The sequence below is a fragment of the Salibacterium sp. K-3 genome, assembly GCF_054052005.1.
Genome location: NZ_JBSVZE010000001.1, coordinates 1,071,304 through 1,097,026, shown reverse-complemented (window position 1 = coordinate 1,097,026; position 25,723 = coordinate 1,071,304). Strand labels below are relative to the sequence as shown.

The 25,723-nt window shown below is 48.4% G+C and carries 20 protein-coding genes and 1 other annotated feature; of the genes, 8 read left to right on the top strand and 12 right to left on the bottom strand.

Translation table 11 applies throughout. The features are described from left to right. Nucleotides 1–25: 25 nt before the first annotated feature. From thiI to ACW9JV_RS05265, 4 genes are all read right to left on the bottom strand, one after another. Entirely contained in the window at nt 26–1,237 is a 1,212-nt protein-coding gene (gene thiI / locus ACW9JV_RS05280) for a tRNA uracil 4-sulfurtransferase ThiI (protein WP_457334581.1), read from the bottom strand. Beyond that, a complete protein-coding gene (locus tag ACW9JV_RS05275; protein ID WP_457332072.1) occupies nt 1,234–2,379 on the bottom strand; it encodes a cysteine desulfurase family protein in 1,146 nt (381 codons plus the stop codon). The genes thiI and ACW9JV_RS05275 overlap by 4 nt, the downstream gene beginning before the upstream one ends. Before the next feature lie 171 nt (nt 2,380–2,550). After that, the gene (locus ACW9JV_RS05270; RefSeq protein ID WP_457332070.1) at nt 2,551–2,979 is read right to left on the bottom strand and encodes a hypothetical protein; all 429 of its coding nucleotides are present in this window, start codon (nt 2,977–2,979) and stop codon (nt 2,551–2,553) included. A 113-nt stretch (nt 2,980–3,092) separates the two neighbouring features. Further along, the gene (locus ACW9JV_RS05265) at nt 3,093–4,775 is read right to left on the bottom strand and encodes a septation ring formation regulator EzrA (RefSeq protein ID WP_457332068.1); all 1,683 of its coding nucleotides are present in this window, start codon (nt 4,773–4,775) and stop codon (nt 3,093–3,095) included. Between the two features lie 212 nt (nt 4,776–4,987). Here ACW9JV_RS05265 and hisJ point away from each other — a divergent pair, with 212 nt between their 5' ends. After that, on the top strand, nt 4,988–5,785 hold the full coding sequence (gene hisJ / locus ACW9JV_RS05260; protein WP_457332066.1) for a histidinol-phosphatase HisJ: 798 nt from the start codon (nt 4,988–4,990) through the stop codon (nt 5,783–5,785). Nucleotides 5,786–5,788: 3 nt separating this feature from the next. Here hisJ and refZ read toward each other — a convergent pair whose 3' ends face one another. Continuing rightward, nucleotides 5,789–6,436, bottom strand: coding sequence for a forespore capture DNA-binding protein RefZ (refZ, locus tag ACW9JV_RS05255; protein WP_457332064.1), 648 nt, complete (start codon nt 6,434–6,436; stop codon nt 5,789–5,791). A gap of 186 nt (nt 6,437–6,622) precedes the next feature. On the opposite strand from refZ, the gene ACW9JV_RS05250 reads away from it, so the two are divergent. Beyond that, nucleotides 6,623–7,108, top strand: a complete 486-nt coding sequence (locus ACW9JV_RS05250) for a GAF domain-containing protein (protein ID WP_457332061.1) — start codon at nt 6,623–6,625, stop codon at nt 7,106–7,108. 69 nt (nt 7,109–7,177) lie between these two features. On the opposite strand, the gene ACW9JV_RS05245 is transcribed toward ACW9JV_RS05250, so the two are convergent. Continuing rightward, complete coding sequence (locus tag ACW9JV_RS05245) at nt 7,178–8,908, bottom strand: diguanylate cyclase domain-containing protein (RefSeq protein WP_457332059.1); 1,731 nt, start codon at nt 8,906–8,908, stop codon at nt 7,178–7,180. Between the two features lie 419 nt (nt 8,909–9,327). On the opposite strand from ACW9JV_RS05245, the gene rpsD reads away from it, so the two are divergent. Further along, nucleotides 9,328–9,930 carry a 30S ribosomal protein S4 gene (gene rpsD / locus ACW9JV_RS05240; RefSeq protein WP_457332057.1) on the top strand — a complete coding sequence of 201 codons (603 nt, stop codon included), beginning with the start codon at nt 9,328–9,330 and terminating at the stop codon, nt 9,928–9,930. A gap of 263 nt (nt 9,931–10,193) precedes the next feature. Here the strand turns inward: rpsD and tyrS are convergent, their stop codons facing one another. After that, nucleotides 10,194–11,471, bottom strand: a complete 1,278-nt coding sequence (gene tyrS / locus ACW9JV_RS05235) for a tyrosine--tRNA ligase (protein WP_457332055.1) — start codon at nt 11,469–11,471, stop codon at nt 10,194–10,196. A 50-nt stretch (nt 11,472–11,521) separates the two neighbouring features. Next, nucleotides 11,522–11,724 (bottom strand) — a binding site (T-box leader). 137 nt (nt 11,725–11,861) lie between these two features. On the opposite strand from tyrS, the gene ACW9JV_RS05230 reads away from it, so the two are divergent. Beyond that, on the top strand, nt 11,862–14,837 hold the full coding sequence (locus tag ACW9JV_RS05230; protein ID WP_457332053.1) for a transglycosylase domain-containing protein: 2,976 nt from the start codon (nt 11,862–11,864) through the stop codon (nt 14,835–14,837). A gap of 25 nt (nt 14,838–14,862) precedes the next feature. On the opposite strand, the gene acsA is transcribed toward ACW9JV_RS05230, so the two are convergent. Continuing rightward, the gene (acsA, locus tag ACW9JV_RS05225; protein ID WP_457332051.1) at nt 14,863–16,581 is read right to left on the bottom strand and encodes an acetate--CoA ligase; all 1,719 of its coding nucleotides are present in this window, start codon (nt 16,579–16,581) and stop codon (nt 14,863–14,865) included. Between the two features lie 269 nt (nt 16,582–16,850). Between acsA and ACW9JV_RS05220 the strand changes: the two genes are divergently transcribed. The 3 genes from ACW9JV_RS05220 to ACW9JV_RS05210 are packed head-to-tail and all read left to right on the top strand — an operon-like array spanning nt 16,851 to nt 19,367. Then, nucleotides 16,851–17,483, top strand: a complete 633-nt coding sequence (locus ACW9JV_RS05220) for a GNAT family N-acetyltransferase (protein WP_457332049.1) — start codon at nt 16,851–16,853, stop codon at nt 17,481–17,483. A 58-nt stretch (nt 17,484–17,541) separates the two neighbouring features. Further along, nucleotides 17,542–18,189, top strand: coding sequence for an acetoin utilization AcuB family protein (locus ACW9JV_RS05215; protein WP_457332047.1), 648 nt, complete (start codon nt 17,542–17,544; stop codon nt 18,187–18,189). Further along, nucleotides 18,186–19,367 carry an acetoin utilization protein AcuC gene (locus ACW9JV_RS05210; RefSeq protein ID WP_457332045.1) on the top strand — a complete coding sequence of 394 codons (1,182 nt, stop codon included), beginning with the start codon at nt 18,186–18,188 and terminating at the stop codon, nt 19,365–19,367. The genes ACW9JV_RS05215 and ACW9JV_RS05210 overlap by 4 nt, the downstream gene beginning before the upstream one ends. Nucleotides 19,368–19,384: 17 nt before the next feature. Here ACW9JV_RS05210 and motS read toward each other — a convergent pair whose 3' ends face one another. The 4 genes from motS to ACW9JV_RS05190 form a co-directional block, all read right to left on the bottom strand. Next, nucleotides 19,385–20,152, bottom strand: coding sequence for a flagellar motor protein MotS (gene motS / locus ACW9JV_RS05205; protein ID WP_457332043.1), 768 nt, complete (start codon nt 20,150–20,152; stop codon nt 19,385–19,387). Then, the gene (gene motP, locus ACW9JV_RS05200) at nt 20,142–20,951 is read right to left on the bottom strand and encodes a flagellar motor protein MotP (protein WP_457332041.1); all 810 of its coding nucleotides are present in this window, start codon (nt 20,949–20,951) and stop codon (nt 20,142–20,144) included. The genes motS and motP overlap by 11 nt, the downstream gene beginning before the upstream one ends. 62 nt (nt 20,952–21,013) lie before the next feature. Beyond that, entirely contained in the window at nt 21,014–22,015 is a 1,002-nt protein-coding gene (gene ccpA, locus ACW9JV_RS05195; RefSeq protein ID WP_457332039.1) for a catabolite control protein A, read from the bottom strand. 249 nt (nt 22,016–22,264) lie between these two features. Continuing rightward, nucleotides 22,265–23,338 carry a bifunctional 3-deoxy-7-phosphoheptulonate synthase/chorismate mutase gene (locus tag ACW9JV_RS05190; RefSeq protein WP_457332037.1) on the bottom strand — a complete coding sequence of 358 codons (1,074 nt, stop codon included), beginning with the start codon at nt 23,336–23,338 and terminating at the stop codon, nt 22,265–22,267. 203 nt (nt 23,339–23,541) lie between these two features. Between ACW9JV_RS05190 and ACW9JV_RS05185 the strand changes: the two genes are divergently transcribed. Continuing rightward, the gene (locus ACW9JV_RS05185) at nt 23,542–25,719 is read left to right on the top strand and encodes a cell division FtsA domain-containing protein (protein ID WP_457332036.1); all 2,178 of its coding nucleotides are present in this window, start codon (nt 23,542–23,544) and stop codon (nt 25,717–25,719) included. Nucleotides 25,720–25,723: the final 4 nt, after the last annotated feature.

The window sequence follows — 25,723 nt, the reverse complement described above, 5'->3', positions numbered from 1 at the left end:
CTATCCGAAAAAGACAGCCCCTATCCTAGAGAAGAGAGTCCATATCTTTTTCTGCGGCCCCGGATTCTCCTCCAAATGTCAATATTTCTGTATTTGCCACTGCTTCTTCAATATACGGCTTAAAATCCAGCCCTTTTTCAAACCGGGCGGCTTTTTCACGCTTTGGTTTTGTTACTGAATCCGACGGGAGAAATATCGTACAGCAGTCTTCGTAAGGCTGAATCGAAATAGGATACGTCCCTATTTTCTCAGATATATCTATCACTTCCTGCTTATCCATCGTGACCAGCGGCCGGAGAATCGGCATGTTGGTCACTTCGTTAATGGTATGCATGCTTTCGAGGGTCTGGGAGGCCACCTGTCCCAGACTCTCCCCGTTTGCCAGAGCTTTTATCTCCCGCTGTGCCGCAATGTTTTCTGTAATACGGAGCATCATCCGACGCATAACGGTCATGGCATAGTTGGACGGGATGGCGGAATGAATAGCCTTCTGCAGTTCTGTGAAAGGTACGACATGCAGCGTCACCGGTCCTCCGAAGGTGGTCAGGACCTTTGTGAGGTCTTCCACCTTTTTTCTCGCCCGTTCGTTGGTATAGGGAGGACTGTGGAAATGGACCGCTTCCAGTTCCGCTCCCCGTTTCATCGACAGATACCCTGCCACCGGACTGTCGATGCCTCCGGAAAGCATGAGCATTACTTTACCGGCCGTTCCCACCGGCAGACCTCCAGGCCCATCGACCCGGCCGCAGGTAATATAGGTCCCCTGTTCACGGATTTCAACATTGATTTCCACATCCGGATGATGAACATCAACTGCGGCACCTTCCGTATTTTTCAGCACATGTCCGCCGATGATGTGATTGACATCCTGAGAGGAAATCGGAAATGGCTTATAGGACCTCCGGGCATTAACTTTGAACGTCTTTTTCGCGCCGTCGAGCTGCTGAAACGCCTGCAGTGCGGTTTCCTTAATAACCTCAATGTCATTGGATGCTTTCATTGCCGGGCTGAATGAAGAAATCCCGAAAACATGACGGAGCGGTTCCATCACGTCCTCCAGGTTCTCCCCGTTCAGTTCAATCATCGTGCGCCCAAAGGTGCGTTTCACCTTGCAGCGAGGGCTCCCGCTCACGGCAAAACGGATATTACGGGCCAGTGTATGTTCAAACTGAGCCCTGTTCTTCCCTTTCAGCGCCAACTCTCCATATCTGATTAATATATGATCATATTCCATTATTTTTTCTCTCCCATTACTTTCATCATTTCAGGCACGGCTTTCTGCAGCGTCCGGACAAACTGCTCGACTTCCCACTCTTGCGTGTCGTGGGAAAAACTTGCCCGTACCGCACTCGCTGCCCGTTCCATACCAAGCCCCGCTCCAAGAAGAACTGCGCTTGGTTCCTGGAGCTTGGAAGAGCAGGCAGACTTTGTCGATACATGAATATGATTTCTCGTTAACTCTTGGACAAGCACTTCGGGTTTCATACCCGGGAAGGAAACGTTGACGATGTGCGGTGCAGATCCCAACTGCGGTGTATTCACGACAGCTCCCTCTATCTCCTGGAGGCTGCCGATAAGCTGCTGTTTCAGATGTTCAAGTTGGCCGCCCTGAACCTGTCGTTTATGATGGGATAAACGCAGTGCTTTAGCCATGGCTGTAATGCCGGGAACATTTTCCGTGCCTGCCCGCACCTGCTGTTCCTGACTCCCCCCGTGGAAAAGAGACGATAAACCGATTCCCTGCCTTACAACCAATACTCCAGTACCTTTCAGGCCGTGAAACTTATGGGCGGATATGGAACACAAATCAATGTTCTGCAGGTCCAGCGGCACATGAGCTGCTCCCTGAACATGGTCTGTATGAAAAAGCAGTTTAGGGAACTGTTTCAATGCGCGCCCCATTTCTTCCACAGGATTTATCGTTCCCAGCTCATTGTTTACATGTATAATCGAAACCAGTATCGTGTCGTCCCGTACAGCATGTAATACATCTTCCACAGCAACCCGGCCCTGCTCGTCAGCGTCAAGATAGGTTACCTCGAAACCGAACGATTCCAGATCCTGAAACGCTTCTTTTACAGAAGGATGTTCCACTGAAGACGTTACCAGGTGTTTTCCTCTCTCCTGGTACTTCATGGCAACCCCTTTCACAGCCAGGTTATTGCTTTCCGTCCCTCCGGATGTAAAAACGACTTCCTCCGGGCGTATGTGCAGAAGGTCTGCTATCGAAGCCCTTCCTTTATTCAGCAGGGTTTCTGCCTCCACTCCCGGGTGATGAAGAGATGAGGGATTCCCGAAGTAATCAGATGCTGCTTTATAATAGGCATCGAGCACTTCCGGCCATGGTTTTGTCGTTGCACTGTTATCTAAATAAACCATCCGTGCCCCTCCTTCTATAATACAATGTCATAATAAATTCAGCAGATTGCAACATCTAATATTAACACATTTCCTTATTTAAGAAAATCCACCACACCCTTAGGTTTTTCTGCCTTTTGTACACAATGAAAACACAAAACACTGCCCCGCAGACGGAGCAGTGTTTTGTGTTTATTCTTCAATCATCTGCAGCAGCTTATCTACAGAAATGCTTTCATTTTCCGGTCCAAGCGAAATTGCTTCGGATTCTACCATATCTGATGATGGATTATCTTCTTCCGGCGGGGAAGAAGCCTGTCTATCCAATGAAGCAGTCAACGGTTCTTCCCTTTTTCCGGATGCCGTTTGGGAGTCCTTATCCGGTCTGCTTTCTTCAGATTGTTCTTCGACCGAAGAACTGGTATTGTCCTCTGAAATCTCTTCTTCGACGGGCGGATGAACACCTAAAGCCTCATCAAGTTCTGCGGCCAGTTCTTCCGTTGTTCGTTCTTCCCGGGGCTCCGTATCTTCTCCGTCGTTGAACATAAACATTGTTCCTGCCGCCCCAAGCACCGCAAAACAAATAAGCATTACTGTTCCGAGCATGTAAATTGGTCTCAATGTCCGCCCTCCTTTCACACAAGACTATTATATCACCAGGCCCTGAGAGAAAAAAGGACTTTTGTTCCAATTACGAAAAACAAGTAGCTGAGTTTTAGGTATTTATACTCATTTTAATTCATTTCGAGTTTCTGCATGGCATGGGGTTCTTTTCGTTCCACCGCCTGCACAGCAGTGTTGACAGCTTCATCATAGTACCCTTTTTTAAAAAGATCTTCCGCCTCAACCAATGCATCATGAATTACTTCTGAACTACTTCTGTAACGATTCCCGAACTGGATCGCCCGTTCAGCGAGACGTGCCTGTTCTATGGTCGCATGCAGCTGCTGATGTACTTTTTGGACATAATGATCGGCATCTTCCACAGAAGCGTTCACTCTGCCCATTTCCACAGGGGTTTTTTCCAAAATGGAAGCTGCTGCATTCAGACGTTCTTCAGCGGCATCCATTTCATTCAGCAGGGTGGAGGGGACTTTCGGCAGATAGGAACGTTCCAGGGTCATTCTGTCACGAAGCAGCTGCCGTCGCAGAGAACGGAGGGTCTCCAGTGCTTTGAGCTCATCTTTACGCAGCATATAGAGCTTTTCTTTTGAACGCCGGATGCTTTGATCGATGCCGGCCATTTCTTTTTTCAGCTGTTCCAAGGTTTTTTTCAGACCTGTGAAAGGCTGTTTCCGGTTTTCCTGTACATCCTGAAATACACGCCATTCCTGGAGTGTATTCTGCATCGATTTTTCCACATCTTCCTGCCGCTTCTGCTCTTCATCAGGAATCCGGTAGCTCTCTCCCACCTTTTCCCGTTCCTCCCCGAGGGAAGCAACCTGCTCCTCAAGACGCGTCAGTTCTTCCCGGGCCTCCTCGGTATTCTCTTCTACAAATTGACGGGCTTCGACTTCTTTTTCCAGCTTACGGTACGTTTCCTCCATGAAGGTCCGGATATCCTGCAGACGTTCCTGCACGCGTTCGAGCTCAAGATTTTCCACGGCCTTTTTCAAGTCGGGGAGTTCTCCGCGGATGTTGTTAATTTCAGCCGGAATATCATAATGTTCAACGATATAGCCTTCCTGTTCCATTTCTTCAAGACCCTTTTCCAGCTCGGTGCAGTCGGCAGGCAGATCCGTTTCAATATCCACGAGCAGTGCCGGGACCGTACCCATGTTGTGCTCTTCCTGCTTCAGCTCTGTATGAAGTCGGCTTAATATCTGGTTGGCTTTAGAGTAATTGCCGGCCTCTCTTTCTTCCTCGAATTCGGCGATGGAATCTTCCATATTCTTCAAGCGGCGGTCAAATACGGGAGCTGTGCTTCCAAGTGACAGCCGGTTTTCCGCCAGGTACTCGCGCAGTTTCTCCAGCATTTCACGGTTTTCGGTGATACCGGCCCGGTTTTCTTCTTCACTATGTATAAGCTGGCCGACTTCCCGAAATATCTTTTGAATGTGGGAATCAATATCCTGAAGCTGTTTCTCCACTCCGTCTGCCAGGGACCGGGCTTTGCCGAAGCGGTATTTGTTCGCCCATTCTTCAATATCAAAGAGCGCTTCTTCGATGTCGGGAAGATGGGTGCCGAGAATGTCTTCCCATTCCTTCCGCCATTCTTCGAATTTTTCCTCCGTTTCTCCTGACATCTGCAGCCCTTTCACTTTTGCGATCTCATCGGCTACCGGTTTTGAGGCAATTTCTGTTTTCCACTGTTCCAGCCGGTCCACGCTTTTATAAATGCCGCGCCGGGAGACGGCACCATATATAATAACCACTGCTATAATCAGGGCGGCTGTTATCATTGTATAATATACCATGAGTCTTCACTCCAGTTTCTGCACACTTTACTTATATCTTCTTCTATTCTTCTTCGACAGAATTCGTTCATTTCCTGCTGAATGAGTCAATTTATTCATATATTCGTGTTTTTTATGTAAAAGTTATCTTTATGATAACATGGAAATACTTCTCATGTGGGAGAAGATGAAAGAAAAATAAAAATTTATCGGGAACAGCTGGAGGAGAGGACATGCCTGTAAAACGAGACGGTCATATACATACGCCATACTGCCCGCACGGATCCACCGACTCTTTTCATGACTATATCGAACATGCTCTGGATGGAGGACTTCATACGATTACATTCACCGAGCATGCCCCGCTGCCTGAAGGCTTTACCGATCCCGTGCCGGATCAGGACAGTTCCATGCGTCGTGACGAGCTTGAACACTATATTGCCGATATTGAACAGCTTAAAAAGGAATACAGCCGGGATATCACGATTTACACCGGGTTGGAAATTGATTATATTAAAGGATTTGAAATGCAGTCAAAAAGCCTGTTGAATGATATCGGGCCCTATCTGGACGACAGCATCCTGTCCGTTCATTTCCTGTCGGCCGGCGGTTCTTATGTCTGTCTGGATTACAGTCCGGAGAGTTTTGCAGACCTGATTCAAAAGACCGGATCAGCAGAAAACGTCGCCGCGCTCTATTTCGATACCCTGCACCAATCCATAACCAGCGATCTCGGCCCCTGGAAACCGGAGCGGATCGGCCATATGACGCTGGTAAAAAAATTTCAGAAGAAATTTCCGAACGTGCAGACCTCTCCCTACATTTCGGCCGTACTTGATGCTGTCAGCAGACAGAACATGAGCCTGGATTACAACGGCGCCGGTCTTTTCAAAACATGGTGTCGGGAGCCTTATCCCGACAACAGCACGGCCCATGAAGCATTAAAACGCGGTATCCCGCTCATTTACGGTTCTGATGCCCATCAAGCAGCCGACGTGCTGCAGGGAATCCGGAATATGACTGCTCTCTGACGATTATGAATATACCGGAAGAGTGCCTCTGTGTTCTTTATAGCCCGAATCAACAATGGTGCTTTGTATCCAGTTTCGTATTTCTTTTAGGTACAGAGTCACAAACGGCGCCTGCTGCGGCTGCATGTGAAATACTTCCCGCACATATTGGTGATGCAAAAAAGGCATTAGTATCATGCTCCGAACGTGCATGATTGTCCAGTGGGAAGGTGCGGGGTGAAATACTCCTTCCTCCACTCCTTTTTGAAGGACAAGCGCATAAAGGTGTTTTTCTTTCATCAGGTACGTCGATGTCAGTTCCCGGACAAACATGGAATCCAGTGTCATTTCCCGCAGGACGAAACGGGCCCGGAAATGATGCTTCTGCATGTAAAGCAGAACATGTTCAGCCATATCCATCAACGTCTCAAAGGCGTTTTTTCCGCCCGACACGGCCACGTCTTCCAGGCCGCTGATATACCCTTCCAGAAAATCAACGACGAGCGCTTCGAGAAGGCCCTGTTTGCCGCCGAAATAATAGGAAATGAGGGACAGATTCACCCCCGTCCGTCCTGCAATATCCCGTACCGATGTTCCGTGGAATCCTTTATTTGTAAACAATACGGCTGCAGCCTGAATAATTCGGCCGCGGGTATCTTCCATTTCCGGCATCCTGCATCTCCTCCTGTCAGGTTCCGTGTCTTCTTACGTTATACCAGTAACTTCCTCAGGTCCTCCTCTTTTTCCTTTAAAAACCTGTCGACATTTCCGGCTGTCTTTCGCGGTTTTTGTGAAAAGACGACGGGGGATGAATTGTGCTATACTTCCGGTGAACGTTGTATGGAAGGAGTAAGAATCATGTTTGAACCCGTCTCCTATCAAGGTACACTGCAGGACAACTACAACATGCTGCACAAACAGCTGATTTCCCTTATCGAAGGTGAGACAGATCGGACAGCCAACCTGGCCAATGCCTCCGCTTTGCTTCACCAGTTTCTCGAGGAAGTGAACTGGACAGGGTTTTACCTGTATCATCCTGTTGATCATGAACTGGTGCTCGGACCGTTTCAGGGACTTCCTGCCTGCATCCGGATCCCTTTGGAAAAAGGTGTATGCGGAACCAGCGCCGCCGGAAAACGAACCGTCAGAGTGGATGACGTCACACAGTTTCCCGGACATATCGCCTGCGATGCCGCTTCCCGATCTGAAATGGTCGTCCCCCTTCAGAAAGAGGGGGAGCTGATTGGTGTACTCGATATTGACAGCCCGGTTCACAACCGCTTCAGCACAGAGGATCAGAAATATCTGGAGCATTTTGCCGAAACTCTTTCGAGTTACCTTTGATCATCGGTGGTCGGTACGCCCTAAAAAGACCGCTGTCTCTATTTCCTGAAAAACAGAGACAGCGGTCTTTTATATTTCATAAACAACCTGATTTTTCCCGCCGCGTTTAGCCCGGTAGAGGGCCTGGTCGGCTCTTAGAAACAATTCGTCGAGCGTTATTTCTTCCGAGCTTGTCCAGGATGCCGCTCCGCAGGAAATCGTAACAGGAGGGTGGGAAGCTGTTTCCACATGCCTGACAATCCGGTCCGCCACTTTTCTTCCGTCTTCAGCAGAAGCCTGGGGCAGATACACAGCCAGTTCTTCCCCTCCCCACCTTGCAGCCGTGTCATCCGAGCGGATATTCTGCTCAATAATTTTCCCCACCTGGACGATAATGCTGTCACCTGTCTGGTGGCCGTACCCATCATTAATTTCCTTGAAATTATCAATATCAAAAAGTAAAAAAGTCCCCTGCTTCTCTTTCCGGAGCGATTCTCCTACACTTTGGTCGAGATAATGCCTTGAATGAAGCTTTGTCAGGTGGTCGGTAATCACAAGCTTTTCCAGTTTTTCATGCAGCACCGCATTCATAAAGGCAAGCGTGGAATGATGGATAAGAGACTGCAGCAGCTTAAACTGATGAAACGTAAACATTTTTGTCCCGCTTCCAAGGACAATGACCGCCCCTTTCAATTCATTGCTCTGCTTCATCGGAACGGCCATCATGGAACGGTATCCATCAAAATGGTATGCGGACTCCTCTATGAGATCTCCGATGAATACGGCTTCATGATGGCGTTCAAAATGGTTCATCACCTGGAATATAGTTTCCACACGTTCCGGTTCCCTGAAGTACTTATCATTCAAAATACGCAGATTACGCACATCGTCCATAAGGATGTACCCCTGTCTGCTTCCAGGGATAAACTTCTCGATCTGCTTCTGCATGCTGCCCACGGTCTCATCCAGATTTCGTTTCGAATTTAAAAGGTGTGACGTTTCATTGATGAGCTGTAAATCTTTAATCAATGTCCGCGACTGCTGATACAGTTCGGCATTCTCCAGCGCACTGCCGCCGGTATCGGCCAGTGTCTTCATGTAATCCCGCTCCTTTTCATCGTCCACGAGCGGTTTGGCCGCTTCCATGCTCAGTACACCATACACCCCCTGTTTACCATGCAGTGGTATATAGAGGACAGCCGCCCCCGGCTCTTCTGCCGGAGCCGTCTGAATCTGCCCGAGAAGATACGTCTGCTTCATCTGTTCATTAATATTCTGAAAACCGAATGAACAGTCAATATGAGCCAGTTCCTTCTGCACTTCCCAGTCCTGTGCAAGATGCAGACCGATACGGCTTCCGGGATAGATAAACTCCAGTGATTTTACAATTTCTTTCAGTACGGCTGCAGCTTTCATGGAGGAATGGAATTTCTTCGTCACCTGTACCATAAGGGCATACCTCTGATCTCCCCCATTGTCATTTCCGTCCTGCTCCTGAAGTCTCCGTTTGATAACAGGTACCAGGCCGCTCAGAAAAAAAGATAGCCCGCTGCTGTTAGGATGGTCCTCTTTCACCAACCCGGCAGCGTTCCAAGATGCTCCTGCTGTACGAAATGATTTTTCCTTCCGCACAAAACGTGCATGTTCTGTTTCACATGGTACGTCTCCCACTCTGCAGGAGGATACAGTTTCTCCCTGGTCATTCTGCAGAAAAAGGATGCAGGGGGCAAACAAATCCCGGACTTCTGTTTCATCCAGTATATCCTCCCACATCCGCCGGTATTGTGCTGGTTCTCCTGATGAAAACTGTTCATTTTTCATACTTTCCACCACCGTTGCAATTTTTTCCCCCTTGTCCCTTTGTGCGGCTCCAAAAAATTAATTCTTTATACCTGTGACTTATTTCTATATTGCATTATAACGTATTTAAGTGAAAATTTCTGTATTTTTTTTGAAAGAAATGAAATTATCTGTATTCTTGTTCATTTCCCGACGATATTGACTTTGCCTCCGGAAAATTATATAATGACTTTTGTGTTAAAAGACAGCCTGGACATACTTGATGTGTGCACCCTTGTCATTTTGTTCCTTGCATCCGCGGCTGATGAGATGATGTAAGGTGTATTGCGTACCCCCTAGCTGTCGGGGCGAAGATACATGAAAACAAAATGAGCATGTCAGGAGATTGTCAATGGTCTTCTTTTTCCAATACTTTTCATCATAAAAGGAGGCGCTCTTGTATGGCACGATATACAGGACCTACTTGGAAAAAATCCCGCCGTTTCGGCGTTTCGCTGAGCGGCACAGGTAAAGAACTCGAAAAACGCCCGTATCCTCCGGGTGAACACGGACCGACTCAGCGTCGGAAGCTTTCCGAATACGGCGAGCAGCTTCAGGAAAAACAGAAGCTCCGTTACATGTACGGACTGAATGAAAAGCAGTTTCTCCGCACATTCAAACAGGCAGGCAATCTGCCGGGTGTGCACGGTGAAAACTTCCTCATTCTTCTCGAATCCCGTCTCGACAACATTGTATACCGTCTCGGACTGGCCCGTACCCGTAAAGGTGCCCGTCAGCTCGTGACACACGGTCATATTACCGTAGACGGCGGACGGGTGGACGTTCCTTCCTACCGTCTCAAGCCGGGACAGACGATCAGCGTGCGCGAAAAGTCCCAGAATCTTTCGGTTATCAATGACGCGCTGGAAGCAAGCAGTTTCGTACCGGAATTTCTTACTTTTGATGAAGATAAGAAAGAAGGCACTTACAGCCGTTATCCGGAACGTTCCGAGCTTCCGTCTGAAATCACAGAAGCGCTTATCGTTGAATTCTATTCCCGTTAATCGCTGCAGTTTGCGGGATACCATTCAAAAACCCCCGGGATGTTGGAAGATCAACATCCCGGGGGTTTTTTATTATATATTATTAGTTTTCTCCTGCGGTACCTTTTGCGACATTATTTTGGCGGAACGCGGGCGTTTATCGGCGGTTCATCGCTGGTTATCGGCGGTTTCCATCGATTTATCAGCGGTTCACCACCGTTTACCGGCGGAACCGCTGCAGTAAAAAAACGAAGCTGCCCTTTTGGAAGAGGCAGCTTCGTTTGTTATGCAAATTGAACGAGAAAGTACTTTTTCTTGCCGCGGCGGATGACGGTAAAGGCATCGTCAATTTTATCCTCTACTCCGACCACTTTGTCCAGATCCTGGCAGCGGTCTCCGTTAATATATACCGCACCGTTGGAAATATCCTCGCGCGCCTGTCTTTTCGACGACGCAATACCGGCCTCAACAAGCAGATCGATCAACCCGATCTCTTCTTGCTCCACCACGTGGCTTGGCACATCCTTGAAACCTTGCTGTACTTCATGTGCACTCAACTGTTTTACATCCCCATTTTTTCCAAATAAGGCTTCTGTAATATTCTGAGCCTGCTGCAGCGCCTGCTCCCCATGTACGAATGCTGTCACTTCTTCGGCGAGACGGCGCTGTGCGGCGCGCTCCTCCGGCCGATTCTCTAGTTCCTGCTCATAGAGGGCGATCTCACTTTCAGAAAGGAACGTGAAATAATGGAGAAACTTGATCACATCTCTGTCGTCGGTATTAATCAGAAACTGGTAAAACTCATACGGCGACGTTTTTTCCGGATCAAGCCAGACAGCGCCGCCTTCGGATTTGCCGAATTTCTCGCCATCGGCTTTCGTAACAAGAGGAATCGTGAAACCGTATGCTTCCGGCTGTTCTCCTTCCTCGCCGCCTTTCATGCGGCGTATCAGTTCCAGCCCGGCGGTGATATTGCCCCACTGATCACTGCCGCCGATCTGCAGCTGGCAGTTTTTCTCTTCGTGCAGATGGTGAAAATCAAGAGACTGCAGAATCTGATAACTGAATTCGGTAAACGAAATACCTGTCTGGATTCTTGCGTCCACTGATTCTTTGGATAACATATAATTCAGGCTGAAGTGTTTTCCTACATCCCGTAAAAACGAGGTGACGGTCATGCTTCCGATCCAGTCATAGTTATTCACAACTTCCGCTTTTCTGCCGCCTTCAAAATCCAGGTATTTCTGGAGCTGACTTTTGATCCGGTCGGTGTACATGTTCACGACATCTTCTTCGTTCAATGTCCGTTCCGCTTTTTTGCCGCTTGGATCACCAATCAGACCTGTAGCTCCACCGACAAGCGCCAGCGGTTGATGGCCGGCAAGCTGGAACCGGCGAAGCGTAATAATTGTCAGCAGATGGCCGACGTGAAGGCTGTCACCGGTCGGATCAAACCCGCAGTATAACGTCACCTGTTTATCTCGAAGGAGCTTCTGCAGCCCCTCTTCATCCGTAACCTGATTAACCAGACCTCTGTTCTGTAAATCCTGAAAAATATCCATATCTCTTTTCTCCTTCTTTATAAATTAAAAAATCGTCCCCTCCGTCATACGGAAGGGACGATTGTTATCGCGGTACCACCCTTGTTGAAAGCAGATGCTTTCCCCTTTGGTTCTATAACGGGAATGCCCGTTCCATTCAAAATGGAAAAAGCTCCAGCACGTAATTCCTTTCATTCTTTGTACCGGCTTTCAGCAGCCGCCGGTTCTCTGTCCACAGGGAGAATAAAGTACTTCATACCTTCAAAGCCTGTTTTTCAATATTAACACTATCCTTCTTTTACCATATTCTTTTTTCCTCTGTCAACGCCGTTTGATAAAAATCCCCAAAATCCATAGGAAGCACTGTCTTGGTATGCTATAATATCGTTGATGTTTAGGAGGAATCATACCATGAAAAATTTTCTTGAAAAACTGAATCAACGCTTTGATTCCTGGAAAAACAAACCGCTGGTCAAGGGGCTGAATATCACCTCCTATGTGTTCTGGAATTTCATCCTCATCTCTTTTGTACTGCTCCTCTGCCTCGGTCTTTTCGCAGGAGGAGCTGGAGCGGGATATTTTCTGTCGCTTGTTGAAGACCAGGAAGCTTACAGCAAAGAAGAATTTGAAAACCAGGTCTACAATTATGAGGAAATCAGCGGTATTTATTTTAATGACGGTGAATTTCTAGGGGAAATTCCTGCCAGACTTGAACGAAAAGAAAGACCGTTGGAAGAAATGTCCGATCATTTAATTCATGCTGTTATATCCACTGAAGACGAATACTTTTTCGAACATGACGGGATCGTTCCAAAAGCGTTATTGCGTGCCACGTATCAGGAAGTGTCCAATGCCGGCACCCAGACAGGCGGAAGTACGCTTACACAACAGATTGTTAAAAATCAGATCCTTACGAATGAAGTCTCGTTTGAGCGTAAAGCAAAAGAAATTGCGCTTGCTCTCCGAATGGAAAACTATTTTGACAAGGATTCCATACTGGAAGCCTATTTAAACATTGTGCCTTTCGGACGTAATTCGGATGGAAGAAACATCGCAGGTGCCCAGTCCGCCGCCGAGGGCATTTTCGGGGTGGATGTGACGGAATTGAATCCTGCCCAGGCTGCCTTTATTGCCGGTCTTCCCAAAAACCCTTATATCTACACCCCTTTTGAACAGGGAGGAAAGGTTAAGGAAGATTTTGAAGAAGGCTTGAACCGGATGGAGCTTGTTCTTGAAAACATGAGGGAAAATGAGTACATTACCGAGGAAGAATACCAAACGGCTCTCGATTACGATATTAGAGCAAATCTTGCAGAACCACAGGGCAGCGTAGTCGAAAATTACCCCTATTTGACATATGAAACACAACGCAGAGCCGAACGCATTATCCGGGAGGATCTGATGAACGAGGCCGGTGTCAACCTGGATGAGATGGAAGAGGGAGAACGCCGGGAAACGTTGAATCAATATAAAGCACAGGCTGACAGCGAACTCGCTCTTGGCGGCTACAATGTTCATGTTACTGTGAAAAAGAATATATATGACGCCATGCAGGAAGCTGCCGCCAATTCTGATTGGTATGGCCCGGATAGACAGGGAGAAGACGGCGTGGAACAGGAACAGGTCGGCGCCATGATGATCGACAACCAGAACGGCGCGATTCTTAGTTTCGTCGGAGGACGTAATTTTGACCAGAATAATTTAAATCACGCCACCCAGGCATACCGGCAGAACGGTTCGACGATTAAACCGCTTCTTGACTATGCGCCGGCGATGGAACAAGGTCTCGTCCAGCCCGGTACCATTCTTCCCGACGTCCCTGGTGATTACGAAAACGGAGATGGCAGCTACAAAAACTACGGAGACAGTTATCAGGGATTTGTAAGTGTCCGTGAGGGGCTGAAAGAGTCGAGGAACTCTCCGGCCGTCCGCACATTCGAGAGATTGAATAAAGAAACAGCGAGGCAGACGCTGTTGGACTTAGGTTTTGACAATATCGGCCCGAATGAGCCGTATCCTTCTGCGGCGATAGGTGGACTGACATACGGCACAACCGTGGAAACCAATACAAATGCATTTTCCACGTTCGGCAACAACGGAAAGTATCATGATTCCTACATGATTGAGCGGATTGAAACAAAAGACGGGGAAACCATTTATGAGCATGAACCGGAGATCAATGAAGTGTTTTCCCCTCAGACTACGTTTCTGACCGTTGATATACTGCGTGATGTTCTCGAACCCGGCGGTACCGCAAGCGCTCTTCCGGGGATGATGAACTTTGGTGGAGACTGGGCCGGAAAAACCGGGACCACAGACGACACTTACGATTCCTGGTTTGTCGGTTTCAACTCAAATGTTACCTTTGGTATTTGGATAGGCTATGACACCCCGCAGGAAATCGCAAACTATTATAAAGGATTAAGTTACGGAGCACGAACGCAGCAGATCTGGGCGGATCACATGAATGCTGCTTATCAGGCAGATAGAGAAGATAATGATGACTCCATCTTTGGACTGGATGACAGATTTCAGCAGCCGGACGGTATCGTAAGACAGACAATCTGCGGCATTTCCGGTAAACTCCCAAGTTCAGAGTGCGAGGAAGCCGGTTTTACCACCACCGACTACTTCAATGAGAAGTACGTGCCGACGGATACGGATGACAGCCTGCAGCAGGAAGCTTACGTCACTATTAATGGGTCCCGTTATCAGGCATACAGTTCCACTCCTTCCGCATTTACGAAAAGCGGCGTGTCCATTAATGAAGATTATTTTGACGTGGATGAAGTATCCGAGTACCTTCCGGATGAATGGGAAAATGTAACCCCTGAACGGGAAGCACCGGATAATGGACGGGCGCCGTCTCCAGTAGCCAATGTCTCTTACAGCGGAAACAGCATTTCGTGGTCCCGGCACCGTGACAGTGACATTGTCGGCTATCGAATTTACAGCACCAGTGGAGATTTGGTCGGAAGTGTACGCGGCAATACCACCACATCTTACAACACCGGGACGGGAGCCTATTTTGTGACAGCTGTGGATTCACGCGGCCGGGAATCGAGCCAGTCCGCCACGACTGAACCTTCCGTTATTGTCGATGACGGCAGTGAAGAAAATGACAGTGATAATGACGGAACAGATAACAATTCATCCAGTGAAAACAGCGGGGATAACGCTAATAACGACGGCAGCGGTGAGGAAAACACCTCTGATGATGAAAACAATGATCAGCAGGATGATAACGGCAGTTCCTCTGAAGGATCAGAGCAGGAAGGTAACACGAACGACAGCAGCAGCGGCGGTGAAAACGGAACAGATGACAGTTCTGGAACCAGCGGAGACGATACAAATACAGACGACGACAATAAGGAAGCCGCTGAGTAACTCAGCGGCTTCCTTTTTTCTTTTTTTAGTCATCCATGGTGGACAAATCGCCTGTCGGGAGATCAAGCTCCCATGCTTTCAGTACGCGGCGCATAATCTTACCGCTCCGTGTCTTCGGCAGTTTGTCGCGGAATTCAAGCTCACGCGGTGTAGCATGCGCGGAAAGTCCCTTCTTCACGAAAGTTCGAATTTCTTCTTTCAGCTCATCCGTCGCTTCTTCGCCGTCAAGCAGTGCTACAAAGGCTTTGATGATTTCCCCGCGGACAGGATCCGGTTTGCCGATGACGCCTGCCTCTGCAACAGCTGGGTGTTCGAGCAGCTTGCTTTCCACTTCAAACGGACCGACACGTTCTCCTGCCGTCATGATGACATCATCAATTCTTCCCTGGAACCAGAAATATCCGTCTTCATCCATATAGGCAGAATCTCCGGAGACATACCAGTCGTTCAGCTCAAAATAGCTGTCGTACTTCTCCGGGCGGTTCCAGATCGATCTCATCATGGAAGGCCAGCCTTTCGCGATAGCCAGATTCCCCATCCGGTTCGGCGGAAGTTCATTGCCCTGGTCATCTACAATGGCTGCTTTTATACCCGGGAGAGGTTTGCCCATCGAACCGGCTTTAATGGTCATGGATGGATAGTTGGTAATCATCATCGCGCCGGTTTCGGTCATCCACCAAGTATCATGAATACGCAGGTTAAAGACCTTTTCCCCCCAAGTGACAACCTCCGGATTCAACGGTTCACCGACACTCAGAATATGACGCAGACTGGAAAGGTCATATTTTTGGACAATTTCATCACCAGCGCTCATCAGCATCCGGAAGGCTGTCGGTGCACTGTACCAGACAGAGACGTTAAAACGTTCAAGCGTTGCATACCAGTCTTCAGGGCTGAAACGTCCTCCCCGTACAACATTGGTCGTCCCGGTCAGCCACGGTCCGAAAATACCATAAGACGTTCCGGTTACCCAGCCCGGGTCGGCTGTACACCAGTATACATCGCCTTCCTGAAGATCCAGCACCCACTTGGCCGTCTGATAATGCTGAATCATGGCGTTATGAACATGCAGCACACCTTTTGGTTTACCGGTGGAGCCGGATGTATAATGAAGAATAAGGCCGTCTTCCCGATCCACCCATTCTACATCAAATGCATCCGAGGCATTTTCCATACGGGTCTGAAAGTCGTAATGTGGTCCTTCTTCTTTCACACCTTCTCCAAGTACAAATACCGTGTCCAGGTGCGGAAGGTCATCCACCGGCACTCGTTCAAGAAGCGTCGGAGTGGTGACGATCGACTTGGCTTCACTGTCTTCCAGGCGGTCCCGTACCGCTCCTTCCATAAACGCTTCAAACAACGGACCCACAATCGCGCCGATTTTAATAGCACCGAGAACAGCAAAATATAATTCCGGGGAACGGGGCATGAAGATAAACACCCGGTCTCCTTTTTGAATACCCGCCTCCTTCATCACATTGGCGGCTTTGTTGGTCCATTGCTTCATCTCTTCAAACGTATACTGTTCATCTCTGTTGGCGTCACTGTAATATAACGCAACCTGGTTTTTCTTTTCAGGAGAATCTGCAAAACGGTCGATGGCTTCGTGAGCCAGGTTCACTTTTCCTGTTTCATACCAGCTGAATTCTTTTTCGACCTCTCGCCAGTCAAACGTCTTAACGGCATTCTCATAGTCTTTCAGATTGTACTGCCCATCTACTGGTGGAAGCGTTTGCACTTTCATATATAACCTTCCTCTCCTCTTATGTATTTGTGTTCTAATACACATTATAATATATTAAAACTGTTACTTCAATTTTATTTACATTTTCACCACACTCCCTGTGTCATTTTTATTACTGTTATTATTTCTATTCCACTTCAGTCTATAATTAAACCAGATGTTTGTAAAATTCAGTTATCCATGTTGAACTCAAATTCATTCTGCCTGAATTCCGCTTGATCATGTATAATGGCTGTAACAATAATTGTCTCTATAAAGGTGGTACTCGGATGATCCATAAGAAGACGTATTTTTCAGAGGAAATCGACGTGGACGGGCGTACGCTCCTTATGGAAGGTCCCCTTTCCGGCACCAGGATTCATAATTATGACTTTCACGAAGGACTCACCGCCTTCCGCAAACCGGAGGAACAAAAAAAAGCATTAATTGGTATTGCCGATCTGCCGGAAGGGCGTATCAATGCTGTCGTCGATGAAGAAACGATCGTCGGATATGTTACGTTTGTTTATCCTGATCCGCTTGAACGCTGGTCGGAAGCAGAAATGGACACCCTTCTCGAATTGGGGGCCGTCGAGATCGCTGAAGAATACCGCGGTGCAAAAATAGGAAGCCGGCTTCTGGAATTCTCCATGCGGGACGATGCCATGGAAGATTATATTATCATCACGACAGAATATTACTGGCACTGGGATTTAAAAAACAGTGAGCTTTCCGTGTGGGACTATAGAAAGGTGATGGAGAAAATGATGAATGCTGGAGGACTGAAATGGATGGCGACAGATGATCCGGAGATATGTTCCCACCCGGCAAACTGCCTGATGGTAAGGATCGGGGACCGGGTTGGAAATGATGACATCGAGCGGTTTGACAACATCCGTTTCACCACCCGGTATATGTTTTAAAACCTGCAGCAACTGTACCAAACGTTGTAATCATTGATGAAGATGAGGTGGTTTTTCCATGCTAGTTGAAGAAATCATGAACAGCGATCCGGTGTGCATCCATGCCGATGATCTTATTGAAACAGCGGTAGAATACATTCACCGGCATAAAATCAGGCACATACCCGTGGTCGATAATAACAACATTCTCACCGGGATCGTTTCGGACCGGGATATCCGTGATGCATCCCCGTCTATTTTCCACACCCGGTCCAGGGAAGAACACCTGAAAAATCCTGTTTCCCGGATCATGACCTATCCTGTCATTACAGCCAGCCGGCTCGATGTGGTAGAAGAAGCGGCTTTCATCCTCTATGACAAGGATATCAGCGCCCTTCCTGTCATTGAAGACGATGACAAGCTTGCCGGTATTCTAACGGAAACAAATGTCCTTCATACGCTTGTCGAATTAACCGGTGCGCATCAACCTTCCTCCCGGATTGAAATTAAAGTGGAAGATCAGCCGGGGGAACTGGCGGTCATCACATCCATTTTCCAGAGAAAACGGATAAATGTCATCAGCGTTCTCGTTTATCCGGGAAAGGATGACACCCATAAATATTTGTCTTTCCGCGTACAGACGATGGATCCCCGCGACATTATACAAACATTGGAAAAAGCAGGATATGAAGTAAGCTGGCCGCGGATCCCGGGGATGAATGAATGATGCAGGAAGCAGCTTTTGTCTATTCAGAAGAGCAGCTGGCTTACAAATTCAGTGAAGATCATCCATTCAACCACCTCCGTCTCACCTTGACTTATGACCTTCTCCGCCATCTCGGGGCTTTAGACGACCAGCATGTCACAGCTCCGAGAATGGCTTCGGATGAAGAAATCGCCCTGGTTCACGATTCGTCCTACATCGAAGCGGTAAAAGCCGGCGGAAGCGGAACACTCAACCGAGGGACTGCCAATAATTACGGGCTCGGGACAGAAGACACACCGGTCTTTCCCAACATGCACGAAGCCGCGGCTCTTCTCGCAGGAGGAACATTGACAGCGGTGGACCTTGTCATGGAAGGGCAAGCCGGACATGCCCTTAATCTCGGCGGGGGGCTTCATCACGGATTCCGAGGGAAAGCATCCGGTTTCTGCATTTATAATGACAGTGCCATTGCCATTGAGTACATGAAGAAACATTACGGAGCCCGGGTTCTTTATGTCGATACCGATGCCCACCACGGCGACGGCGTGCAGTTTGCCTTCTATGATGATCCGGATGTCTGTACGCTTTCCATCCATGAAACCGGTCGTTATCTGTTTCCCGGTACCGGCGATGTTCACGAAAAAGGAAGCGGCCAGGGGTACGGCTTATCCCTGAACATTCCGGTGGATGCATTTACGGAAGATGCATCGTTTCTGGAAAACTTTGAACAGGCCCTTGAAGAAACCGCCGCTTTTTTTAAACCGGACGTCATCTTAACGCAGAACGGCGCTGATGCCCATTATTATGATCCACTCACGCATCTATCCGCAACAATTGATGCCTACCGGGAGATTCCACGCGCTGCCCACCGCGTTGCCCACAAATACTGCGGAGGGAAATGGATCGGCGTCGGCGGCGGCGGATATGACATGTGGAGGGTTGTTCCACGGGCATGGGCGATGATCTGGCTTGAAATGACCAATCAGAGCCACCTGCTCGACACACCGATTCCCTCCTCCTGGCTTGAAGCTTGGGAGTCCAGATCCCCAGTTCCGCTTCCCCGGTACTGGAGCGATCCGGAAAATATGTATCCTGTCATTCCAAGGCGTGGAGAAATAACGGAGAAAAACAGAAAGACCCTTGAAAAAGCACTGTACCACTTGCGAAATGAGCAGAAGAACAAAAAAGAGCGCGGATAACGAAATCCGTGCTCCTTTTATGCACCACCTGCCGACTGTTCCAGTTCTTCTTCGAATTCCGGATCCGAAATAACAACAACGACCCTGCGGTTTTCACGCATATTCTCTTCTGAATCATTTGGTGCGATCGGCCGGGAAGCTCCGTAACCGACAGCAAGAAAACGCTCCGGCTTCAGGGAATGATTACCGCTTAAGTATCGGATGACGCTGCTCGCTCTTGCCGAAGACAATTCCCAGTTCGAAGGATACCGGTACGTGGATATCGGCCGGTCATCCGTATGACCTTCCACTTTCACCAGATTCGGCAGGGACTGCAGAAGGGTGCCTACTTTATTTAAAAATGGCTCCGCATCGGTCAGGATCTCAGCTTCGCCCGTTTCAAACAGAAGCTGCTCCTGCAAAACGAGAACTACCCCCCGGTCGTCTCTTGTAGCTGAAATCTGATCATTGAGTTCATTTTCTTCCAGGTATTCCTGAACTTCCTGCAGCAGCCTGTCCAGCTCCCTATCTTCTTCCGACTGCTCTCCGGCTGCTTCTTCGGTTTCATCTTCCCCTTCATTCGGGGAATTGCTTTGATTCGGTTCTTCCATCTCAACTACAGACGGCAGATTCTCAAGAATCTCTCTGTTCTGAAAAGAATCAGCTATGGCTTCAAATTTCTTGGCATCAATCACAGACATGGAAAACAGCATCACAAAAAAGACAAGAACCAGCAGAATCATATCCGAAAACGTCGTCATCCATCTCGGCGACCCCTTTTCGGGTTCTTTGCTTCTACGCTTCATTTGCCAGTTCCTCCTGTTGCTCCGGTTCATCTTCTTTGCCGTTCTCTTTTACGAACGCGCTTAATTTCTCTTCAAGAATTTTTGGATTCTGCCCGGATTGAACACCAATCACCCCTTCAATGATGATCTGTTTCACAAACACCTCATCTTCGGTTTTCTGTTCCAGTTTGGCTGCCACCGGCAGAAACAGCATATTGGCAAGAACCGTACCATACAGCGTAGTGATCAGCGCAAGCGCCATATTCGGGCCGAGTGTCGCCGGATCTTCCAGGTCCTGAAGCATAAGTACCAGTCCGACAAGTGTACCGACCATCCCCCAGGCCGGGGCATATTCCCCTGCTTTTTCAAAGAGACGCCGTCCTTTTTTATGGCGCTCTTCCATCGCGACAACTTCGGCCATCATAATATCCTTGATAATGTCCGGTTCAATACCGTCTACGGCAAGAAGAATCCCTTTTTTGATAAAAGGATCTTCTACGTCATCCAGACCGGCTTCCAGCGCCAGCAGTCCTTCTCTCCGCGCTTTGGTGGAAAGATCGGAAAACGTGTCAATAAGGCCGTTCAGATCATTTTCTTTATGACGGAATGCTTCTCTTGCCACTGAAGGAAGAAGTTTCAGATCCTGAGACGAAAAACCGATCAGAAGGGCAGCAATAACACCGCCCAGCACGATCGATAATGACGCCACCTGAACAAAAAACACGACAGACGCGAGGCCCGCATTGTTATATACTGCGAACAGCAGTGTACTAACCCCTACTACTATTCCAATAGGTGTCAATAAATCAAATTTCTTCATAAAATAATCCCTGACTCCCTGTAAATATTTTCAGCAGCTGCGATGCGGGCACAGATCAGCAGTTAGAAAGAGGTGGAATCCCGGTATTCAAGAAGATGCGGAAGAACAACAACTTCATCCTCTACATCTTCCTTGTTCATGTACTTGGTCAGTAAACGCATCGATACAGCACCGATATCGTACATCGGCTGCACAACAGTGGTCAGCGTCGGCCTTACCATCTGCGCCAGACGTGTATTATCAAAACCAACAACCTGTACATCCTCGGGAACCTTCCATCCCTTGTCCTGAAGGCCGTGAATGACTCCCAGCGCCATCTCATCCGTTGCCGCAAAGATAGCGGAAGGAGCCTTGTCCAGTTCCATTAACTGCTGTGCAGCTTCCAGCCCTGCGTCATACGTGTAATCACCAACAGCTGTCAGATTTTCATCAAACCCGTCTCCAAGTTCTTCGCATGCTTTTTTGTAACCGCTGAATTTCTGAAATCCATTGACAGGATCTTCAAGCGGTCCGCTTACCATGCCGACTCTATCCGCTCCTGATTGTATCAGTTCAGCTACCGCATCAAACGCAGCCTGTTGATAGTCAATGTTGACCGACGGCATTTCTTTTTCCTCATCCAGTGTTGCTGCCAGGACAATCGGGACCGAGGAACGTTTGAAGGTTTCAGCATGCTCTTCTGTGATTTCTCCTCCCATAAACAGAATACCGTCCACTTGTTTTTCAAGCATCGTATTGATTAAGTGGATTTCTTTTTCTTTGTTCTGGTCAGAGTTACACAAAATGATATTATACTTGTACATCGTGGCGATATCTTCAATTCCTCTCGCAAGTTCAGCAAAGAAGATGCTGGAAATATCCGGTATAATCACGCCGACGGTGGTTGTTTTTTTACTGGCCAGTCCCCGTGCCACAGCATTGGGACGATACCCCAGTCCTTCAATGGCGTCCAGAACTTTCTTCCGGGTGGCGGGCTTTACGTTCGGATTGCCGTTCACCACCCGGGAGACGGTTGCCATCGAAACTCCTGCTTCTCGTGCCACATCGTAAATTGTTGTATTCACTGGAAAACCTCCTCTATTTTCCTTTCATTCTTTTTTCATACGTACTGTAATCATATTATAACTGAAGGAGGTTCCGCAATTCCTTTCACAGGTTATATCGGTACTTCTGCCGAAAATTCCACCGTTTTGTACAAATTCGGGGAAATTTCCTTCAGGTGCAAGAGAGACAGCCGCCAGCCGGAACCACTGCTAAAGACGGATAAACCCAAAAATGCGCCCCCCAAAAAAAATGGAGGGCGCATGCACCGTTTACTTATATAGGCCGGCTTCGCGGAGATTCTGCACGAAGGTGTGGAACTGTTCGATGTCCATCTGCTGGGCAGAATCGGACAGAGCCACTGCCGGATCAGGATGTACTTCGGCCATCACTCCGTCGGCACCTATCGCAAGCGCTGCCTTGGCAGTCGGTTCAAGAAGATCACGGCGGCCGGTGGAGTGTGTCACATCAATAAACACGGGAAGGTGTGTTTCTTTCTTCAGAATCGGTACCGCAGAAATGTCCAGCGTATTTCTGGTCGCTTTTTCATACGTGCGGATTCCCCGTTCACACAGCATCAGGTTATTGTTGCCATTGGCGAGAACGTATTCTGCAGCTTTCATGAATTCATCAATGGTAGCGGACAGTCCCCGTTTCAATAGAACCGGCGTCTGATGAGAACCTACTTCTTTCAGAAGGTCAAAGTTCTGCATATTCCGCGCACCAATCTGGATAACATCTACATAATCCGCTGCCATGGCGACATCCTGAGGATTCATAATTTCACTGATAACCGTCATATCCAGTTCGTCTCCCACACGTTTCAGGATTTCAAGCCCTTCTTTTCCGAGACCCTGGAAATCATAGGGGGAGCTGCGTGGCTTAAACGCTCCGCCTCTCAGCAGATTCAAACCTTCTTCTTTCATCGCGGACGCTACTTCGTAAACCTGTTCATAACTTTCGACGGAGCAGGGGCCGGTAATCAGACGCTGTTTCCCGTCTCCCACTTTTTCACCCTTCAGGTTAACAATCGTGTCCTCCGGTTTTTTCTTTCTCGATACAAGCAGTGCTTTACGGTTGTCATCTTCCTGAAGCTCCAGGCTGGCCTGGAAAATCTGTTTAAACAAATGCTGCAGCGTGCTCGTTTCAAACGGTCCCTCATTGTTTTCCGTAATCATGTCGAGCATTTTCCGTTCACGTACCGGATCAAACCGGTTCTGCCCGGCCCGGTTCTTAACTCTGCCGATTTCCTGTACGAGTCCGGCCCGTTTATTAATAAGCTCCAACAGCTGCAGGTTCACATCATCCAGCTGTTCTCTAAGTGCTTCCAGTTCTTCATTACTCATCTCTTCCCCACTCCTTACGTGATTTCCCTTTTCTTTTGATATGTGTTACATTTTTTATGATTAAGACCTATTATAAAAGAAGAAAGAAGAAATGTCAGCCCTTTTTTCTTTATTAATTAAACGCTTTTAAGTGTTAAAGTATTTTTTGCCTTAATACCAGCTTATTTTGTAATCAGTATTAAATCTTTTTTGAGGTGTTGGAGATGATGACACATAATGGGGAGATGATGTACGCACTGGACATCGGCACCCGATCTGTAACCGGATTGATTCTGAAACAGCATCAAGGTTCTTATCAATTGATGGATGTCGAATCGAGGGAGCATAAAGAACGGTCGATGATGGACGGGCAGATTCACAACGTTGCAGCCGTAAGTGAAGTCATCCAGGAAACAAAGGCAGCGCTGGAGGAGCGGCATGGTCCTTTACATAAAGTCTGCGTGGCAGCAGCAGGAAGGTCGCTGAAAACCCAGCGTGCCTCCATGGAACTTGACATTTCCGCCCAGCCGGGTGTCTATCAGGAAGACATCCCGCCGCTGGAACTGGGCGCCGTCCAGAAAGCCCAGCACCAGCTTGCCTTTGCAGCCGAGGAGGATTCGGACAAAAGCCTGCAGTATCATTGTGTCGGTTATTCTGTCGTGGCGTACTATCTGGACGAGGAAGAAATAGGAAGTTTATTGGATCAGTCAGGAGAGAAAGCATCCGTCGACGTCATCGCAACGTTCCTTCCAAAAGTCGTGGTGGAATCTCTGATAAGCGCTCTCCACCGGGCTGATCTGGAACTCGAAGCACTCACGCTTGAACCGATTGCCGCAATAAATGTATTAATTCCTCCGTCCATGCGCCGGCTGAATGTGGCGCTGGTCGACATCGGCGCCGGCACATCCGATATTGCGCTCACCGACCTCGGAACCGTTACCGCCTACGGGATGGTTCCCGTTGCTGGAGATGAAGTAACCGAAGCTCTGAGCGATGAATTCCTGCTCGATTTCCCAGATGCTGAACGGGTGAAAAGAGATATAGCATCAGGCAACCCCATTACCGTAACAGATATTCTGGGAATGGAGACCGAATATTCACCGGATGAGGTCACGGCTCCGATCCGGCCGGTCATCGGGCAGCTCGCCGCTGAAATCAGTTCTGAAATCATGACCCTGAACACGAAAGCTCCCAAAGCCGTCATGCTGGTCGGGGGAGGAAGTATGACCCCCGAAATTGCGAAACACTTGAGTGAAGCACTTAACCTCCCGGAAAACAGGGTGGCGGTCCGGGATATTGAAGCAGTGAAAAACCTGTCTTATGAAGGGATACATCCGGGACCGGAATTGGTTACACCGGTCGGCATCGCCATCGCGGCAAAAGAACACCCCGTTGAATACATCCCGGTGTATGTGAACGGAAAATCCATCCGGCTTTTTGATGTGAAGAGCCTCACCATCGGAGACGCTGTACTGGCTTCCGGCCTTTCCATCCGCAGGTTGTACGGAAAGCCCGGCGAAGCCATCGTTATCACATTAAACAATCGTGTCGTATCGATCCCCGGAACGAGAGGAGAAGCTCCGGTGATAAAACAGAACGGACTCTCCGCTTCCATAAAAGACTCCATCTCCCCCGGGGATGAAATCGAGCTGGAACAGGGAGAACACGGCACTCCGGCCGCTGCCGTATTCAGAGATATTATCGATGAACCACCGGAAATGACTCTCTTTATAAATGACGAAACATATATCATCCCCTCCATGTATGTAAAAAACGGGAGCAGCGTGTCGCCGGAAACTGTATTAAAAGACCGGGATGATTTGGTCTGCAGGCTTCCCGAGACAGCTGCCGAAGCGTGGAATGTCATGAACTGGGAGGCACCGGCTGCCGCCGAAAAGACACACTGCTTCCTGGACGGTGTGGAAGTGCCCTTTCCGGTAGAGTCATCTTTCCATATTAACGGGGTTCCAGTCTCTTTTGAGCACCCTGTACGTTCAGGTGATCGTATTACAGTCTCTGATAAAGAATGCACTGTTACACTGCGCCGTCTTCTCGAAAGTCAAAATATGAAGGCCGCAGCACAGCAGCAGGTTTATTTTAACCAGGAACCGGTTGATATGGAAACGAAAATGGTTGAAGCATTTATAAACGGAGAAACAGCTGGGCTGGATGAATCGGTAAAACCAGGCGACGAAATCACTACGGAAAAAACAGGGACTCCGCCGGATTTCATTCTTCAGGATGTCTTCTCCTATGTAACAGTAGATCTCCAGCATGATGGCGGAAAAAAGTGGCACCTGACAAAAAACGGTCAGCCTGCCTCTTTCACGGAACCTATCCACGGTGGAGATCATATTGAACTTCTTCTCGTCCATAAGGACGAAAAACGCTCTGCCGATTAACCGG

Excerpts from the sequence above, each read along its gene's own strand:
- ACW9JV_RS05275 (WP_457332072.1), bottom strand. The coding sequence starts at position 2,379 with ATGGTTTATTTAGATAACAGTGCAACGACAAAACCATGGCCGGAAGTG.
- acsA (WP_457332051.1), bottom strand. The coding sequence starts at position 16,581 with ATGAAAGTGCAAACGCTTCCACCAGTAGATGGGCAGTACAATCTGAAA.
- ACW9JV_RS05185 (WP_457332036.1), top strand. The coding sequence starts at position 23,542 with ATGATGACACATAATGGGGAGATGATGTACGCACTGGACATCGGCACC.
- refZ (WP_457332064.1), bottom strand. The coding sequence starts at position 6,436 with ATGCCGGAAATGGAAGATACCCGCGGCCGAATTATTCAGGCTGCAGCC.
- rpsD (WP_457332057.1), top strand. The coding sequence starts at position 9,328 with ATGGCACGATATACAGGACCTACTTGGAAAAAATCCCGCCGTTTCGGC.
- tyrS (WP_457332055.1), bottom strand. The coding sequence starts at position 11,471 with ATGGATATTTTTCAGGATTTACAGAACAGAGGTCTGGTTAATCAGGTT.
- ACW9JV_RS05190 (WP_457332037.1), bottom strand. The coding sequence starts at position 23,338 with ATGAGTAATGAAGAACTGGAAGCACTTAGAGAACAGCTGGATGATGTG.
- hisJ (WP_457332066.1), top strand. The coding sequence starts at position 4,988 with ATGCCTGTAAAACGAGACGGTCATATACATACGCCATACTGCCCGCAC.
- ACW9JV_RS05245 (WP_457332059.1), bottom strand. The coding sequence starts at position 8,908 with ATGAAAAATGAACAGTTTTCATCAGGAGAACCAGCACAATACCGGCGG.
- ACW9JV_RS05265 (WP_457332068.1), bottom strand. The coding sequence starts at position 4,775 with ATGGTATATTATACAATGATAACAGCCGCCCTGATTATAGCAGTGGTT.
- ACW9JV_RS05250 (WP_457332061.1), top strand. The coding sequence starts at position 6,623 with ATGTTTGAACCCGTCTCCTATCAAGGTACACTGCAGGACAACTACAAC.
- ACW9JV_RS05210 (WP_457332045.1), top strand. The coding sequence starts at position 18,186 with ATGATGCAGGAAGCAGCTTTTGTCTATTCAGAAGAGCAGCTGGCTTAC.
- ACW9JV_RS05230 (WP_457332053.1), top strand. The coding sequence starts at position 11,862 with ATGAAAAATTTTCTTGAAAAACTGAATCAACGCTTTGATTCCTGGAAA.
- ACW9JV_RS05220 (WP_457332049.1), top strand. The coding sequence starts at position 16,851 with ATGATCCATAAGAAGACGTATTTTTCAGAGGAAATCGACGTGGACGGG.
- motP (WP_457332041.1), bottom strand. The coding sequence starts at position 20,951 with ATGAAGAAATTTGATTTATTGACACCTATTGGAATAGTAGTAGGGGTT.
- motS (WP_457332043.1), bottom strand. The coding sequence starts at position 20,152 with ATGAAGCGTAGAAGCAAAGAACCCGAAAAGGGGTCGCCGAGATGGATG.
- ACW9JV_RS05215 (WP_457332047.1), top strand. The coding sequence starts at position 17,542 with ATGCTAGTTGAAGAAATCATGAACAGCGATCCGGTGTGCATCCATGCC.